A 15,983-nucleotide genomic window follows, 5' to 3' on the forward strand; every position below is an offset into this window, starting at 1 on the left:
TCCTACAAGCGCAACCAGCTACGTTTTTCATAGCAAATAGCCAGCAAGCACAGGGCAATCGCATCTAAAAGTACGCCTTAAACCCGGCGACACTGCAGCGCTTGAGTCACTTGCCAAACGCTGTTGAGATGAGCCTGCTGCAACACCTGCAAAACATCCCCGATCCCCGCGTGCAGCGCACACGCCGCCACGAACTGCAATCGATCCTGGTAGTGGCGCTGTGCGCCACCATTGCAGGCGCAGACAACTGCGTAGAGATGGCCGAGTTCGGCCAGCAACACCAAGACTGGTTTGAGCGCTTGGTGCCACTGCCCTCTGGCATTGCCTCGCACGATACCTTTGCACGGGTGTTTCGCCTGCTCGATGCCAAAGAGTTGGAGCGGGCCTGCCAACAATGGCTCGCCCAGGTAGCAGGCAGGGTACACGGCACGGTGGCCATTGACGGTAAAAGCGTGCGCGGCAGCAGCAAAGCAGATGCTCGCAGGCCACTGCACATGGTCAGCGCCTGGGCGGCAGATATGGGACTGCTGCTGGGCCAGTGCAAGGTCGATGGCAAGAGCAACGAGATCACTGCCATTCCCGAGCTGCTGCGCTTGCTGCACCTCAAAGGCTGCATCGTCACCATTGACGCCATCGGCTGCCAAAAGAGCATCGCCCAGCAGCTTCACGAGCATGGCGCGGACTATGTGCTGAGTCTCAAGGGCAACCAGCGACACATGCACCAAGTGGTGCGAAAACACTTTGAAGTGCAGGGTAGCCAGGAGCGGTTCGAGGAGAACACCTATACCGAGAGCTGCAGCGGGCACGGGCGCCAGGAACTACGCAGCTACCGGCTCAGCCCTGTACCTGGGGCGTTACAGCGAGCAGCAGCCCACTGGCCGGGGCTGGCCAGCGTGGTGCAGGTCGTGCGCAGGCGCCAGCAAGCGGGAAGCGAGGCCAGCGAAGAAGTCAGCTATTACCTGAGCAGCTTGCCAGCGCACACGCCCGCGAAGGTGCTGGCGCACAGCATCCGTGGGCACTGGAGCGTGGAGAACCAGTTGCACTGGAGTTTGGACGTAGCGATGCGCGAGGATGCGGCGCAGTCATACAAGGATCAAAGTCCGCACAACCAAACGGTGCTCAGACGCATGGCGCTGCAGGTGCTCAAGAATGACACCTCGGTGAAGATCGGCTTGCAGGCCAAGCGCAAGCGGGCGGGGTGGAGTCTGGGTTATTTGGAACTCCTCTTGGGCATCTCCGTTTAGATGCGATTGCCCTGCCAGCAAGCAGGGTGAAGCCTGGGTCACGGGCCACCCGCCCTGGCCCGTTGGCTACAGCAGAACAATGTCGTACTGCTCTTGCCCCATGGCGCTTTCCGCCTGCAGGGAAATGGGTTTGCCGATGAAGTCCGACAGGCCCGCCAAGTGCTGGCTTTCCTCGTCCAGAAACAGCTCCACCACCCGGGCAGAGGCCACCACACGAAACTCGCGCGGGTTGAACTGGCGGGCCTCGCGCAAGATTTCGCGCAGGATGTCGTAACACACGCTGCGCGCGGTCTTCACGCTGCCCTTGCCCTGGCAGGCTTCGCAGGGCTCGCACAGCATGTGCGCCAAAGATTCGCGGGTGCGCTTGCGCGTCATCTCTACCAGGCCCAGTTGCGAGAAGGTGCCGGACGACATGGTCTTGACCCGGTCTCGCGCCAGTTGCTTCTTGAACTCGGACAACACGGCCTGCTGGTGGTCTTCACGCACCATGTCGATGAAATCCACGATGATGATGCCGCCCAGATTGCGCAGACGCAGCTGGCGGGCAATGGCTTGAGCGGCTTCCAAGTTGGTCTTGAAGATGGTGTCGTCAAAATTGCGCGCACCCACGTACCCGCCGGTGTTCACGTCGATGGTGGTGAGCGCCTCGGTCTGGTCCACGATGAGGTAGCCGCCCGATTTCAGCTCCACCCGCCGCCCCAGCGCCTTGGCCACTTCTTCGTCAATCGAATACAGGTCAAAGATCGGGCGCTCGCCCTTGTAGTGCTGCAGCTTGCCCGCAGCCGCCGGCATGAACTCCTGCCCAAAGGCACGCAGCCGGTGAAACTGCTCCATCGAATCGAGCCGAATCGTCTGCGTATGGTCGCTCACCAGGTCGCGCAACACGCGCTGCAGCAAGTCCAGGTCCTGGTGCAGCAACGACCCAGCAGGCAGCTTGACGGACGCTTCCTTGATGCGCGCCCAGGTCTTGCGCAGGTAGGCAATGTCTTCGGCCAGCTCGGCATCGGTCGAGTCTTCTCCGTTGGTTCGCAAAATGAAGCCACCGCCACCGCCCGTGGATTTATCGCCCACCAGCGCCTGTAGCCGTGCCCGCAGCGCATCACGCTCGGCCGGGGGAATCTTCTGCGACACGCCCACATGATCGTCCTGGGGCAAAAACACCAGCAGGCGGCCTGCGATGCTGATCTGCGTGGACAGGCGCGCGCCCTTGGTACCGATAGGGTCCTTGATGACCTGCACCATGAGCGACTGGCCTTCAAACACCTGCTTTTCAATGGGTAATTGCGGCTCGGTCTTGCGGGCGAAGGCGGGTGGCTCGCCATCAGGCTGGCGGTGCCACACATCGGCCACATGCAAAAAAGCCGCACGCTCCAGCCCAATGTCGATGAACGCCGATTGCATGCCCGGCAGCACGCGCGAAACCTTGCCCAGGTACACGTTGCCCACCAGCCCACGCTCCAGCGTGCGCTCGATGTGCAGTTCTTGCACCGCCCCGTGCTCCACCACGGCCACGCGGGTTTCCTGGGGCGACCAGTTGATCAGAATGTCTTGTTGGATAGCGGCCATGGCAGATATGCGTTGAATCTCACACAGAGAAGCCGATGGCACGCAGCAACTGGGCTGTCTCGTACATCGGCAGGCCCATGATGCCCGAATAGCTGCCATGCAGCACCGGAATGAACGCAGCCGCGCGCCCCTGAATGCCGTACGCCCCCGCCTTGCCCATAGGCTCGCCAGTGGCCACATAGGCGGTGATCTGTTCAGCCGTGAGCTGCGCAAATGTCACTTCCGACACCGAAAGCGCCTGCAGCCGCTGTGCACCTGCGCCAGCACCCACCTGCACAGCCACCGCCGTCAGCACCCGGTGGGTTTGGCCCGCCAGCTCGGCCAGCATGCGCTGGGCATGCGGGGCGTCGTCGGGCTTGCCATAAATGGTGCTTCCGAGTGCGACCGTAGTGTCTGAGCACAAGATGGGGGCCGCGGGCAGCCCACGCCTTGCGCACCGGGCCACAGCGGCGTCGAGCTTCAGGCCGGTGACGCGGGCCACGTAGTCGTCTGGGCTCTCGCCGGGCAGCACGGCTTCGATGCCTTCGGCGTCTTCGGCGACATCCCCATCCACATTGGGCAGCAGCAATTCGTTGCGCACGCCCAGCTGCTCCAGCAGCTGGCGGCGGCGTGGGCTTTGGGAGGCAAGGTAGATGAAATCAGGCATGAAGAGATTTTGAAGAAAACCGACTCCAGCGCTTATCCATCAAGCGCCAGCAGCTATTAATAGTGAAGCAAATGACGGGCCAATACAGGGCATGGGCAAGTCACTCGCGGTGGTAGGGGTGCCCTGCGTTCACCGACCAGGCACGGTACAGCTGTTCAATCAGCAGCACGCGCACCATGGCATGGGGCAGTGTCAGATCGGACAGGCGAATGCGCTCGTGTGCCGCCTGGCGAAAGGCAGGGTCCAGGCCATCAGGGCCGCCAATGACCAGGGCCACATCGTCACCGCCCAGTTGCCAGCCTTTGAGCCGGTCGGCCAGCGCCTTGGTGGTGAGGTTGGTGCCACGCTCATCCAGCGCGACCACGCGGGTGCCGCGGGGAATGGCGGCCTCGATGCGCTCACGCTCGGCGGCGTACAGCGTCTCCAGTGTCTTGGAGCCACGCGGCTCGGTCTTCACGGCCTTGAGCTCCACTTTGAGTTCCGGTGGAAAACGCTTGGCATAGTCGTCGTAGGCAGTTTGCGCCCAATCGGGCACCCGCTGCCCCACGGCAACAATCAGCAGCTTCATGAGTCAACCTGAATGTGTGAAAGACCAACGCGCCGCACACCCACGCGATGGGTGCACGGCGGCAGGGCCATCAGCCCTTGCGGGCCGGTGCCTTCTTGGCAGCGGGCTTGGCCGCAGCCTTGGGGGCTGCTTTGGCAGCAGGCTTGGAGGCTGCGCGTGCAGGGGCCTTGGCGGCAGGAGACTTCTTGGCTGCAGGCTTCTTGGCGCCGGCCGGTTTAACGACCACGGTCTTCACGGGAGTCTTGGCGGCTGCGGGCTTCTTGGCGGCGGCAGTGCCAGCGGTTTTGCTGGCAGGTTTGGCAGCGGTGGTTTTCGCAGCAGGTTTGGCCGCCGCAGTTTTTGCGGGTGCAGCCTTGGGGGCTGCTTTGGCAGCGGTCTTTGCCACAGCCTTCACCGTGGCCTTGCCAGAGCGGGCAGGAGCCGAAGGGGCAGCTGCCGCCTTTTTGGCCGGAGCCTTCTTGGCTGCAGTTTTCGCATCCGATTTGGCGGCCTTCTGGGCAGACTTTTTGTCAGCCAGATCGGCGGCAGCCGTCGAAGACGGCTTGGCGGCACCCAGCTTCAAGCGCACTGGCGTGTCACCCCACAGCTCTTCCAGGCGGTAGTACTGGCGAATGGCGGGCTGCATGATGTGCGCCACGGCCGATCCGCAGTCCACAATGATCCACTCGCCGTTGTCTTCGCCTTCAATCCGCGGCTTGGGAAAGCCTGCTTCCTTGACGGCATCGCGCACGCTGGAAGCCAGCGCTTTGGTCTGGCGGTTGGAGGTGCCCGATGCCACGATCACCCGTTCAAACAGCGGCGACAGATGCTCGGTGTTGAAGACCTGGATGTCTTGCGCCTTCACGTCTTCCAGGCCATCAACGATGGCGCGCTGGAGTTTGGCAACGTCTTTTTTGGCCGCGGTTTCCGATTTGGTGGATGTGGTCATCAGGCAGTGAAATAGATAGGAATGGAATCAATATAGCGCGCAACGCGGCGCACAGCCAGAGGGGCTACGCCTTGGGTGTTGCGCACGGGCGCAGAGGCGTTTATCGGTGTTTTTGGCCTCTTGCGCTCATGAATCAAGCGCTGCCAGCTATTGAAATTATAGCTTTTGGGCCTTTGGAGGTGGCAAGGGCTGGCTGGCAACTACCACCAGCCCTTGTGTTTACTGACGTCGCGCGGCGTTTACAGCCACTCGCGCCGCACCAGAAACTGCTGCATCAGTGCGTCCTCGGGCGAGCCTGGCTCGGTAGAGCGCTGATACGACCAGGCCACCAGCGGCGGCATGGACAGCAGGATCGATTCGGTGCGCCCACCCGACTGCAGGCCGAAGTGCGTACCCCGGTCCCACACCAGATTGAACTCGACATAGCGGCCCCGGCGGTAGAGCTGGAAGTCGCGTTCGCGTTCGCCGTAGGGCGTGGCCTGGCGGCGCTCAACGATGGGCAGGTATGCGCTCAAAAAGGCATCGCCCACCGATTGCGTCATGGCCAGGCTTTGCCCAAAGCCCAGCTCTGAAAAATCGTCGAAGAACACACCGCCCACGCCGCGCTGCTCGTTGCGGTGTTTCAGGAAAAAATATTCGTCGCACCATTGTTTGAAGCGCGGGTACTTGTCTTCGCCAAAGGGCGCCAGCGCGTCGCGGCATGTGCGGTGGAAATGCACGGCGTCTTCCTCAAAGCCGTAATACGGCGTGAGGTCCATGCCGCCACCAAACCAGCAGGTAGGTGCCTGACCAGGGTGCCCGGCGGCAATCATGCGCACGTTCATGTGCACCGTGGGCACGTAGGGGTTGCGCGGGTGGAACACCAGCGACACGCCCATGGCCTCAAACGGTGCACCTGCCAGCTCAGGCCGGTGCTGCGTGGCCGAAGGCGGCAGCTGTGGGCCACGCACATGGCTGAAGCCACAGCCCGCGCGCTCAAACACTCGGCCACCTTCCATGATTTTGGTGATGCCATCGCCCTGTAGCGGCTCGCCGGGCGGTTTGCTCCAGGCATCGGCCAGGAAGCGGGCACCGCCCTCGCCTTCCACAGCCTCCAGCGCGTCGGTGATGCGGGCCTGCAGGCCTACCAGGTAGCCGCGCACGCGGGCCACGGTGTCTGCCGTGTTCAGAACTTGTGCTTCAGCCATCAGTTTTTGATGGCCCGGAAGCCAATGTCGCGGCGGTACTGCGCACCTTCGAAGTGAATGCCGCGCGCCACGTCGTACGCACGCTGCTGCGCTTGCTTGACGCTGTCGGCCAGCACGGTCACGCACAGCACACGGCCACCCGTCACGCTGACCACGCCGTCCTTCAACTGCGTACCGGCGTGGAACACCACCGCATCGTCCGCCTCGGCGGGCAAGCCGGTGATGGGGTCGCCCTTGCGCGGGCTTTCAGGGTAGCCGTGGGCGGCCATCACCACGCCCAGCGCGGTGCGGCGGTCCCACTGCAGCTCGATCTGGTCGAGCTTGCCATCCACCGCCGCGCTCAGCACATCCACCAGGTCGCTCTTGAGGCGCATGAGGATGGGCTGCGTTTCGGGGTCGCCCATGCGGCAGTTGAATTCGAGCGTCTTGGGATGGCCCTTGGCGTCGATCATCAGGCCGGCGTACAGGAAGCCGGTGTAGGGAATGCCGTCTTTTTCCATGCCGCGAATGGTGGGCAGGATGATCTCGCGCATGGCGCGGGCGTGCACATCGGCCGTGACCACGGGCGCGGGCGAATACGCGCCCATGCCGCCGGTGTTGGGGCCTTCGTCGCCATCCTTCAGGCGCTTGTGGTCCTGGCTGGTGGCCAGTGCCAGCACGTTCTTGCCATCGCACAGCACGATGAAGCTGGCTTCTTCGCCTTCCAGGAACTGCTCGATCACCACGCGCGCACCGCCTTCGTTGTGCGTCACGCCGTATTTGTTGTCCACCAGCATAAAGTCCACAGCATCGTGGGCTTCCTGCAGCGTCATCGCCACGACCACACCCTTGCCAGCCGCCAAGCCGTCGGCCTTGATGACGATGGGCGCGCCCAGGCGGTCAATGAAGGCGTGGGCTGCAGCGGGGTCGGTAAAGGTGTCGTAATCGGCCGTGGGAATGCCGTGGCGGCGCATGAAGGCCTTGGAGAAAGCCTTGGAGCTTTCCAGCTGCGCAGCAGCCTTGGTGGGGCCAAAAATGCGCAGGCCGTTGGCGCGGAACTCGTCCACCACTCCTGCAGCCAGCGGGGCTTCGGGGCCGACCACCGTGAGGGCGATCTTCTCGGCCTGGGCCCAGACGCGCAGTTCACGCACGTCAGAAATGGCCACATTTTCGAGCTTGGGGTTGAGCGCCGTGCCGCCATTGCCTGGGGCCACGTACACCTTCGTCACCTTGGGCGACTGGCTCAGCTTCCAGGCCATTGCGTGTTCACGGCCGCCGCCACCAATCACGAGTACTTTCATAGGAACCTTTGGTGAGTCCTGCAGGCGCCTTGTGGAGACGCCCCCCGAGGAACTCAGAGAAATATCAGTCGAAAAACCTGCTCGCGCAAGAAAAAAGCAGCCGAATCAGAGCGCTGCGTTGTGGTAGACCTCCTGGGCGTCGTCCAGGTCTTCCAGCACGTCGAGCAGCTTTTGCATCTTGGCGGCATCGTCGCCCGTCAGCTCAATCGTGTTCTCGGGCCGCATGGTCACGCCAGCCACTTCGGGCGTCAGGCCGGCAGCTTCCAGGGCGTTCTTCACCGCTTCAAATTCAGCCGGGCTGGTCAATACCTCCACGGCACCGTCTTCATCGGTGATGACATCGTCTGCGCCCGCTTCCAGCGCCACTTCCATGACTTTGTCTTCGCTCGTGCCGGGGGCAAAAATCAGCTGGCCACAGTGCTTGAACTGGAACACCACCGAGCCTTCAGTGCCCATGCTGCCGCCGTGCTTGCTGAACGCGTGGCGCACCTCGGCCACGGTGCGCACACGGTTGTCGGTCATGGTGTCGATGATGATGGCGGCGCCACCGATGCCGTAGCCTTCGTAGCGGATTTCTTCGTAGGTCAGGCCTTCGGCGTTGCCAGTGGCCTTGTCGATGTTGTATTTGATGCGGTCGGCGGGCATGTTGGCCGCCTTGGCCTTGTCCACCGCCAGGCGCAGGCGGGGGTTGGCAGACAGATCGCCGCCACCGGCGCGGGCTGCCACAGTGATTTCACGAATGATGCGGGTCCAGATCTTGCCGCGTTTTTCATCCTGGCGCCCTTTGCGGTGCTGGATATTCGCCCATTTACTGTGTCCTGCCACGAGAGATCCTTTGGTATTGATTTAATCTAGCCCGCTGATTTTACTTTTTGCAGAACACAGGAAATCTCTGCACGCATCGCGCGCTCAGGGTGCGCTGCGGATCGGAAGAGACTGCCAGGCGCAAATCACAGCAATAGCCACAGCTATTGCGAGCATTTGCAACGCCGCAGACCAGCCGAGACCGCAGATGCACACGCCGCGCAATGCGTGCAGAAATTCCCCTACCCTGAGGAACCCCCAAATGGCAGACCCCATGCTGATCGCGAAACACGCCGCCACCGAATGCCACCTGTTGCCCGGCCTGGCCAACCGCCACGGCCTCATCACCGGCGCCACGGGTACGGGCAAGACCGTGACCCTGCAGACCCTGGCAGAAAACTTCTCGCGCATCGGTGTGCCCGTGTTCATGGCAGACATCAAAGGCGACCTGACGGGCGCCAGCCAGCCAGGCCACATCGGTGAAAAGCTGGCCGGCGTGCTCAAGGAACGCGGCCTCGATTTGCCCACACCGCAGGCCTGCCCCACCACGCTGTGGGACGTGTTTGGCGAGCAAGGCCACCCGGTGCGCGCCACCATCTCGGACATGGGCCCGCTGCTACTGGGGCGCATGCTCAATCTCAACGAAACCCAGCTCGGCGTGCTGAACCTGGTGTTCAAGATTGCCGACGACAACGGCCTGCTGCTGCTGGACCTGAAAGACCTGCGCGCCATGCTGCAGTACGTGGGCGACAACGCCAAGGATTTCACCACCGAGTACGGCAACATCAGCTCGGCCAGCGTGGGGGCCATCCAGCGCGGCCTGCTGCAAATCGAGCAGCAAGGCGGCGACAAGTTCTTTGGCGAGCCCATGCTCAACATCCAGGACTTCATGCAGACGGTGGACGGCCAAGGCGTCATCAACATTCTGGCGGCCGACAAGCTCATGAACTCGCCACGCCTGTACGCCACCTTTTTGCTGTGGATGCTGTCCGAGCTGTTCGAAACCCTCCCCGAAATTGGCGACCCTGAAAAACCCAAGCTGGTCTTCTTCTTCGACGAGGCCCACCTGCTGTTCAACGAGGCGCCCAAGGTGCTCATCGAACGCATCGAACTGGTGGTGCGCCTGGTGCGCTCCAAGGGCGTGGGCGTGTATTTCGTCACGCAGAACCCGCTCGATATTCCAGACAGCGTGCTGGCCCAGCTGGGCAACCGAGTGCAGCACGCGCTGCGGGCCTTCACGCCGCGCGACCAGAAGGCCGTGAAGGCCACCGCCACCACCATGCGCCAAAAGCCTGGGCTCGACATCGAGACCGCCATCACCGAACTGGCCGTGGGTGAGGCGCTGGTGAGCTTTCTGGACGCCAAGGGCCGCCCCTGCGTGACCGAGCGCGTGTTTGTGCTGCCCCCCGCCAGCCAGCTCGGGCCCATCACGCCCCAGCAGCGCCAGGCGCTCATAGCGCAATCGCTGGTGGCCGGGATCTACGAAAAAGTGGTGGACCGGGAATCGGCCTACGAAAAGCTCAAAGGCCGCACCGCGGATGCGGCAGCGCAAGCCCCCGCCGCCACCGGTGCGGGCAAGACGGCAGCTGGCGACAACGCCAACGACGGCGGCGGGCTGCTGGGCGGCCTGAACGACGTGCTGTTTGGCTCCACCGGCCCGCGTGGTGGGCGCCGTGATGGCCTGGCGCAAACCATGGCCAAGTCGGCCGTGCGCACCATGGGCACCACCCTGGGCAAAGAGATTTTGCGCGGCGTGCTGGGCAGCATTTTTGGCGGCAGCGGCAAGCGGCGCTGATCCCTTGGGCTAGCCACAAACCCGGGCGGCCGCCAGCGCAGGCGCCGCCTGGTGTGCGTCTGTCGCCACAGTACGCTGCCACCAGATGCATGACCACCATATGACAGTCACCATTTCGTCATAAAACAGGCGTTGAATCGATCCCAACAAAAACAACAACAAAGGAGGATCGATGACAAAAACCGAAATCGCGCTGCTGCGCTGGGGCCAGCTGCCCATGTTTGCCGCCATCGTGGGCTGGATACTGGGCTTCGTCTGGGTGGCTGCGGGCCTGTGGCGCCCCCAGTGGTACTGGGTCCTCTATTTCATCGCCACCGTGGCCATGACAGCGCTGTGCATCCAGCAAACCAACGCGGCGCGCGAGCGCTACATCCGCGAAGCCCCTTTGCCCCGCTTCCTGCAGCGCAAACTGCGTGAAGCCTACCCGCAGCTGAGCGCCAAGGATGGCGAGATGGTCGAACGGGGTCTGCGGCAGTTCTTCCTCGCCTGCCTGCGCAGCCGCCAGTTTGTGGCCATGCCCTCACAGGCGGTGGATGTGCTGTGGCACGAGTTCATCCTGCATACGCAGGCCTACCAACGGTGGTGCACCCACGCGCTGGGCCGATTTTTGCACCACACCCCCGCCGAAGCCCTGGGGCGCAAAGGCATACACAACGACGGCCTGCGGCGCGCCTGGTTCTGGGCGTGCAAGGAGGAATGCATCAACCCCAAGGCCCCCAGCCGCCTGCCGCTGCTGTTTGCACTGGATGCCAAGTTCGCCATCCCCAACGGGTTCCACTACGTGCCCGACTGCCGATTGACGGGTGCGCAAAGCAGCTCGGCGGCCAATTCGAGCAGCGGCGGCTGTGGCGGTTCCCCCTACTGCGGCACCGATTTTTCGGATGGCAGCTACAGCGGCAGCTCGGGCGACTTTGGCGGAGCCGACTGCTCGGACGGCAGTGGCGGTGATGGAGGCGGCGACGGCGGAGGCTGTGGCGGGGGCGGCGATTGAGCCGCACAAGGCAAGCCACACCAGGCCACGATGGCTGCACAGCGCCGAGGTTCAAACGCTATTAAATCAATAGCTACCAGCGCTTTGCAATAAAGCGCTGGCGGCTGATTTCATTCAAAGTCGCCCAGGCGACGAACGCCGAAGCGCGGCCGCCCTAGAGTGTCAGGTCATGAACACCGACATCAACGCCCTCACCTGCTTTTCCCTCAGCATCACTGACCACGTGGCCCATCTGGTTCTGAACAAACCCGAGGCCATGAACACCATGCACCCTACCTTCTGGCGTGAGCTGGACACGGTGCTGGCCCACCTGCATCAGACAGGTACGGCACGGGCGCTCGTCATCAGCAGCACAGGCAAGCATTTCAGCGCGGGCATGGCGCTCGAAACCTTTGGCGGCGCCATCACCATGGACGACCAAAGCCCCGAGGGCCGCGCCGCCATTTTTGACCTGGTGACCGACATGCAGGCCACCTTCACGCGGCTGGAAAACCTGCGCATTCCGGTCATTGCAGCCATCCACGGCGGCTGCATCGGCGGCGCGGTGGACATGGTCACGGCGGGCTGCATCCGCTACGCCACGCAGGATGCGTTCTTCTGCATCCAGGAGATCAACATCGGCATGGTGGCCGACGTGGGCACGCTGCAGCGCCTGCCCAAGCTCATCCCGCTGGGCGTGGTCAAGGAGCTGGCCTACACCGGCCGCCGCCTGGGCGCTGCCAAGGCGCTGGGTTATGGCCTGGTCAACGAAGTATTTGATACGCAAGAAGCCATGGTGGCTGCAGCCCTGCAATGTGCGCAAGAGATTGCCAGCAAGCCGCCCGTGGCCATCTGGGGCACCAAACAGGCGATCCATTACGCCCGAGACCATTCGGTGGAAGACAGCCTGCGCCAGATGGGCTGGTTGCAGGGCGCCATCTGGAGCAACCAGCATGTGCGCGAATCCGTCACCGCCATGAAGCAAAAGCGCGCAGGTGACTTCCCCGCACTCACGCCGCTGCAACGCTTTGCAGATCTGGGCTGACGCAAAACAGCAGGCCACACAGAGACACTACGAGCGAAGCGGCCCCTGGGCCGCTTTTGCGTTGAGGCATGGCAGTGCCTATGATGCAAGGCATTTCCTGATTGATTGCGGAGCCTTTCATGAACCCAGCCGCCCTGCCTGCGCCCACCTTTGATGACCTGCGTGCGGCGGCGCAGCGGCTGCACGGCATTGCCCACCGCACCCCCGTGCTGCGCTCTACCAGCGCTGACGAAAGCACCGGGGCGCAAGTGTTTTTCAAGTGCGAAAACCTGCAGCGCACGGGGGCGTTCAAGTTCCGCGGCGCCTACAACACGCTGGCCCAGTTCACCCCCGAACAGCGCGAACGTGGCGTGCTGGCCTTTTCTGCGGGCAACCACGCACAGGCCATTGCGCTGTCGGCACGCCTGCTTGACATGCCCGCCGTGATCGTGATGCCGGAAGACGCCCCCGCGACCAAGATGGCTGCCACGCGCGAATATGGCGCGCAGGTGGTGACCTACAACCGCTACACCGAAGACCGCGAAGCCATCAGCCGCCGCCTGGCGCAAGAACGCGGCATGACGCTGGTGCCGCCGTTTGACCACCCGCACGTCATCGCAGGCCAGGGCACGGCCGCCATGGAACTGCTGGAAGAAGTACCGGGGCTGGATTACCTGTTCGTCTGCGTGGGCGGTGGCGGCCTGCTGGCGGGCAGCACGTTGGCCGCGCAGGCTATGGCGCCGGGGTGCCGCCTGGTGGGCGTGGAGCCTGAAGCGGGCAATGACGGCCAGCAGTCGTTCAAGGCCGGGCACATCGTGCAGATACCCACACCCCACACCATTGCCGACGGCGCGCAAACACAGGCACTGGGCCAGCTCACCTTCCCCATCATTGCCGAAGGCGTGGAAGACATGGTGACTGCCACCGACGAACAACTGGTGCAGGCCCTGCGGTTTTTTGCCGAGCGCATGAAGATCGTGGTGGAGCCCACGGGTGCGCTGGCATTTGCCGGCGTACGCAATGGCAGTGTGGATGTGCGTGGCAAGCGGGTGGGCGTGCTCATCAGCGGTGGCAATGTGGACTTGCCGCGCTATGCACGCTTTCTTGCAGAGTGAAGACCCGCCTTTTGCACTGCGACTTTTACCGGTTGGTGGAAAATACCGATTGTTTTCCAAGTCATCTATTCGCTAATTCAGGTTTTTCATGAGCAACGTCACCGTCATCACCCACCCCCTCGTCCAGCACAAGCTCACGCTCATGCGCAAGAAGGACGCCAGCACCAACAGCTTCCGCCGCCTGCTGGGCGAGCTGTCCACGCTGATGGCTTACGAGGTGACGCGCGACATGCCGCTGCAGGACGTGCAGATCGAGACGCCGCTGGAGACCATGACCGGCAAGATGATCGACGGCAAGAAGCTGGTGCTCGTCTCCATACTGCGCGCGGGCAACGGCTTTCTGGACGGCATGCTCAACGTGGTGCCCGGCGCCCGCGTGGGCCACATCGGCCTGTACCGCGACCCCAACACGCTGCAGCCGGTCGAGTACTACTTCAAGATGCCTTCCGAGATGGAAGAGCGCGACATCATCGTGGTGGACCCCATGCTGGCCACGGGCAATTCGGCTGCGGCCTGCGTAGACCGGCTCAAGCAGCTCAAGCCCCGCTCCATCAAGTTCGTGTGCCTGCTGGCTGCGCCTGAAGGCGTGGCCACGCTGCAAAAGGCCCACCCCGATGTGCCGATTTTCACTGCCGCCATCGACCGCGAACTCAACGACCACGGCTACATCCTGCCGGGCCTGGGTGACGCAGGCGACCGCATCTTCGGCACCAAGTAAGGCGAAAGCCCTGCGCCTGCACCGCAGGCGTTGCGCGGGCAAATAAAAAACGCCGCAGGGTACAAAACCCTGCGGCGTTTTTTTGTGCCCCGGTTTTCAAGCCAGGGCGCTGATGCCTTTGCCCACTGTGCGGGCAAGCCGCACAGTGCCTTGGGCCATCAATACACGTCGTGCTGCGTGTTGTAGACGTTGAAGTGGCCCGTGGGGGTAATCAGGCGTGGATCCTTGATGACCTTCTTGAGCTTGAGGGTCTTGTCGTCCACCACCACGATCGCGCTTTCCTTGTTCTTGGCGGACCAGACAGAGAACCAGACCTCGTCACCAGCCTTGTTGTACTCAGGCTGCACCACGCGCTTGGCACCGTCGTCCTTGAGGTCAGCCCACTCAGCGATAGGAAGCGTCTTGTAGCCCTTGTCCAGGTTGTTGATGTCGTACACCACCACCGACTGCGAGATCTTTGGATCAGGATTCAGTGGAGCGTCTGAGTACAAGTGCTGCGACTTGGGGTGGCTCTTGACGAACAGAGCACCGCCGCCAGGCCCCTTGAGCTTGGCCACTTCCTTGAAAGCGTACTGCTTGAACTTCTTGGGGTCGGTGCCGATCAGGGAGATCGTATCGTCGCCCAGGTGGCCGGTAGACCACACGGGACCGAACTGCGGATGGGTGAAGTTGGCGCCACGGCCGGGGTGGGGGATCTTGCCCACATCGGTCAGGCCAGCCAGCTTGCCGTCCTTGGTATCGATCGCAGCAATCTTGTTGCTGTTGTTGGCAGCCACCATGAAGTAGCGCTTGGAAGCATCCAGACCACCGTCATGCAGGAACGGAGCAGAACCGATTTCGGTGATCTTGAGGGCGTCCAGATTGGAGTAGTCCACCATCAAGGTCTTGCCGGTTTCCTTCACGTTCACGATGAATTCGGGCTTGTAGTGGGAACCCAGAATGGATGCCACGCGGGGCTCAGGATGGTATTCCTGCGTGCCCACGACCATGCCGCGGGTGGAGACGATCTTCTTGGGCTCCAGCGTGTCGCCGTCCATGATGGTGAACTGGGGCGGCCAGTAAGCACCAGCGATCACCAGCTTGTCCTTGTAGCCCTTGGCCTTGGAGGTTTCCACCGAGCGGGCTTCCAGGCCGATGCGCACTTCTGCCACGCTGTCGGGTTTTGCCATCCACAGGTCGATCATGTTGATCTTGGCGTCGCGGCCAATCACGAACAGGTAGCGGCCCGAAGCCGACATGCGAGAGATGTGCACCGCATAGCCGGTCTTGATGATGCTGATGATTTCCTTGGTGTCGCCATCGATCAAAGCAATCTCACCCGTGTCACGCAGCGTGGTGGAGAAGATGTTCTCGATGTTGAAGTTGTTCATCTTCTTGGTCGGACGGTCCTTGGGCGCAACCGTTACCTTCCAGGTCTTCTTGGTGTCGTCCAGACTCCACTCGGGTGGCGTAGGCGCGTCGTGCTGGATGTAACGGGCCATCAGGTCCACCGTGGCTTCATCCATTTCACCAGAGGTCTGCCAGTTGGGCATGCCAGCGGGCGAACCGTAGGCAATGAACACCTTCAGGTAGTCGGTGCCCTTGGCCATGGTGATGTCAGGGGTCAGGGGCTTGCCGGTGGCGCCCTTGCGCAGCACACCGTGGCAGCCAGCGCAACGCTCGAAGTAGATCTGGCGAGCGCGATCGAACTCGGCCTGCGTCATCTTCGGCGCTTTGGGGTTCGTGCTTTGGTACATCGGTACATCGGCCAGAGGTGAAGAACCTGCCTGGTATTTCACCTCAGGGTCCGTAGCACCATCTTTGTGTTGTGCAGTGGCGGCCAGAGCCAGAGTGGACAGTGCCAGGGCCGCAAGGCGCGCCAGCTTTCGGGTTGTCATGGGGACTCCTTGTATGTCGCGGCCCAAGATGGCTCAATCTCCATCCCTCCAATAGGCCCGCCGTGGGCTGCGACGACTGGGGTTCGGCAGGCTCAGAGGCATTCTTTGTCAGCCAAACCGGCAGCGCTTTGATACCTATCAATGATTCATGTTAGATACCCATTTGGTTCAGGTGGCCCGATTCCGCGTGTCGTTTTCATCACCATGACATCAAGAGCTACACACGCCTTCGCAACCACAATGCAAGTGCATATCTCCCGC

General features: G+C 62.5%; 14 protein-coding genes. 6 read left to right on the forward strand and 8 right to left on the reverse strand.

Features of this window, described 5'->3' with window-relative positions; all coding sequences use genetic code 11:
• Positions 1–128 precede the first annotated feature (128 nt).
• On the forward strand, positions 129–1,244 hold the full coding sequence (locus tag IHV84_RS02460; protein WP_198845663.1) for an ISAs1 family transposase: 1,116 nt from the start codon (positions 129–131) through the stop codon (positions 1,242–1,244).
• Between the two features lie 66 nt (positions 1,245–1,310).
• Here IHV84_RS02460 and rng read toward each other — a convergent pair whose 3' ends face one another.
• The 7 genes from rng to IHV84_RS02495 all read right to left on the reverse strand — a co-directional run bounded on the left by rng (position 1,311) and on the right by IHV84_RS02495 (position 8,244).
• A complete protein-coding gene (rng, locus tag IHV84_RS02465) occupies positions 1,311–2,801 on the reverse strand; it encodes a ribonuclease G (protein WP_198845767.1) in 1,491 nt (496 codons plus the stop codon).
• Between the two features lie 28 nt (positions 2,802–2,829).
• Positions 2,830–3,456: a nucleoside triphosphate pyrophosphatase gene (locus tag IHV84_RS02470; RefSeq protein ID WP_198845664.1), complete on the reverse strand. Its 627-nt coding sequence runs from the start codon at positions 3,454–3,456 to the stop codon at positions 2,830–2,832.
• A gap of 100 nt (positions 3,457–3,556) precedes the next feature.
• Positions 3,557–4,024, reverse strand: a complete 468-nt coding sequence (gene rlmH, locus IHV84_RS02475; RefSeq protein ID WP_066690244.1) for a 23S rRNA (pseudouridine(1915)-N(3))-methyltransferase RlmH — start codon at positions 4,022–4,024, stop codon at positions 3,557–3,559.
• Positions 4,025–4,094: 70 nt separating this feature from the next.
• Entirely contained in the window at positions 4,095–4,952 is an 858-nt protein-coding gene (gene rsfS / locus IHV84_RS02480; protein ID WP_198845665.1) for a ribosome silencing factor, read from the reverse strand.
• A 239-nt stretch (positions 4,953–5,191) separates the two neighbouring features.
• On the reverse strand, positions 5,192–6,139 hold the full coding sequence (hemF, locus tag IHV84_RS02485; protein ID WP_198845666.1) for an oxygen-dependent coproporphyrinogen oxidase: 948 nt from the start codon (positions 6,137–6,139) through the stop codon (positions 5,192–5,194).
• Positions 6,139–7,419: a phosphoribosylamine--glycine ligase gene (purD, locus tag IHV84_RS02490; RefSeq protein ID WP_198845667.1), complete on the reverse strand. Its 1,281-nt coding sequence runs from the start codon at positions 7,417–7,419 to the stop codon at positions 6,139–6,141. Before purD ends, hemF begins: the two co-directional genes overlap by 1 nt.
• Positions 7,420–7,524: 105 nt before the next feature.
• Positions 7,525–8,244, reverse strand: coding sequence for a YebC/PmpR family DNA-binding transcriptional regulator (locus IHV84_RS02495; RefSeq protein ID WP_066690248.1), 720 nt, complete (start codon positions 8,242–8,244; stop codon positions 7,525–7,527).
• Positions 8,245–8,485: 241 nt separating this feature from the next.
• Between IHV84_RS02495 and IHV84_RS02500 the strand changes: the two genes are divergently transcribed.
• From IHV84_RS02500 to upp, 5 genes are all read left to right on the forward strand, one after another.
• A complete protein-coding gene (locus IHV84_RS02500) occupies positions 8,486–10,018 on the forward strand; it encodes a helicase HerA-like domain-containing protein (protein WP_198845668.1) in 1,533 nt (510 codons plus the stop codon).
• A 172-nt stretch (positions 10,019–10,190) separates the two neighbouring features.
• Positions 10,191–11,009, forward strand: a complete 819-nt coding sequence (locus IHV84_RS02505) for a hypothetical protein (RefSeq protein ID WP_198845669.1) — start codon at positions 10,191–10,193, stop codon at positions 11,007–11,009.
• A 169-nt stretch (positions 11,010–11,178) separates the two neighbouring features.
• A complete protein-coding gene (locus tag IHV84_RS02510) occupies positions 11,179–12,033 on the forward strand; it encodes an enoyl-CoA hydratase-related protein (RefSeq protein ID WP_198845670.1) in 855 nt (284 codons plus the stop codon).
• A 119-nt stretch (positions 12,034–12,152) separates the two neighbouring features.
• Entirely contained in the window at positions 12,153–13,127 is a 975-nt protein-coding gene (locus IHV84_RS02515; protein WP_198845671.1) for a threo-3-hydroxy-L-aspartate ammonia-lyase, read from the forward strand.
• A gap of 88 nt (positions 13,128–13,215) precedes the next feature.
• Entirely contained in the window at positions 13,216–13,845 is a 630-nt protein-coding gene (upp, locus tag IHV84_RS02520; protein ID WP_044394847.1) for a uracil phosphoribosyltransferase, read from the forward strand.
• 158 nt (positions 13,846–14,003) lie between these two features.
• Here upp and IHV84_RS02525 read toward each other — a convergent pair whose 3' ends face one another.
• Entirely contained in the window at positions 14,004–15,722 is a 1,719-nt protein-coding gene (locus IHV84_RS02525; protein ID WP_198845672.1) for a nitrite reductase, read from the reverse strand.
• Positions 15,723–15,983 lie beyond the last annotated feature (261 nt).

The organism is Acidovorax sp. IB03 (assembly GCF_016406015.1).
In the GTDB taxonomy this organism is placed as follows: Bacteria; Pseudomonadota; Gammaproteobacteria; order Burkholderiales; family Burkholderiaceae_C; genus Acidovorax; species Acidovorax temperans.

Coding starts and splice junctions, on each gene's coding strand:
- IHV84_RS02460 (WP_198845663.1), top strand. CDS start 129: ATGAGCCTGCTGCAACACCTGCAAAACATCCCCGATCCCCGCGTGCAG.
- IHV84_RS02470 (WP_198845664.1), bottom strand. CDS start 3,456: ATGCCTGATTTCATCTACCTTGCCTCCCAAAGCCCACGCCGCCGCCAG.
- rlmH (WP_066690244.1), bottom strand. CDS start 4,024: ATGAAGCTGCTGATTGTTGCCGTGGGGCAGCGGGTGCCCGATTGGGCG.
- rsfS (WP_198845665.1), bottom strand. CDS start 4,952: ATGACCACATCCACCAAATCGGAAACCGCGGCCAAAAAAGACGTTGCC.
- hemF (WP_198845666.1), bottom strand. CDS start 6,139: ATGGCTGAAGCACAAGTTCTGAACACGGCAGACACCGTGGCCCGCGTG.
- purD (WP_198845667.1), bottom strand. CDS start 7,419: ATGAAAGTACTCGTGATTGGTGGCGGCGGCCGTGAACACGCAATGGCC.
- IHV84_RS02500 (WP_198845668.1), top strand. CDS start 8,486: ATGGCAGACCCCATGCTGATCGCGAAACACGCCGCCACCGAATGCCAC.
- IHV84_RS02505 (WP_198845669.1), top strand. CDS start 10,191: ATGACAAAAACCGAAATCGCGCTGCTGCGCTGGGGCCAGCTGCCCATG.
- IHV84_RS02510 (WP_198845670.1), top strand. CDS start 11,179: ATGAACACCGACATCAACGCCCTCACCTGCTTTTCCCTCAGCATCACT.
- IHV84_RS02515 (WP_198845671.1), top strand. CDS start 12,153: ATGAACCCAGCCGCCCTGCCTGCGCCCACCTTTGATGACCTGCGTGCG.
- upp (WP_044394847.1), top strand. CDS start 13,216: ATGAGCAACGTCACCGTCATCACCCACCCCCTCGTCCAGCACAAGCTC.
- IHV84_RS02525 (WP_198845672.1), bottom strand. CDS start 15,722: ATGACAACCCGAAAGCTGGCGCGCCTTGCGGCCCTGGCACTGTCCACT.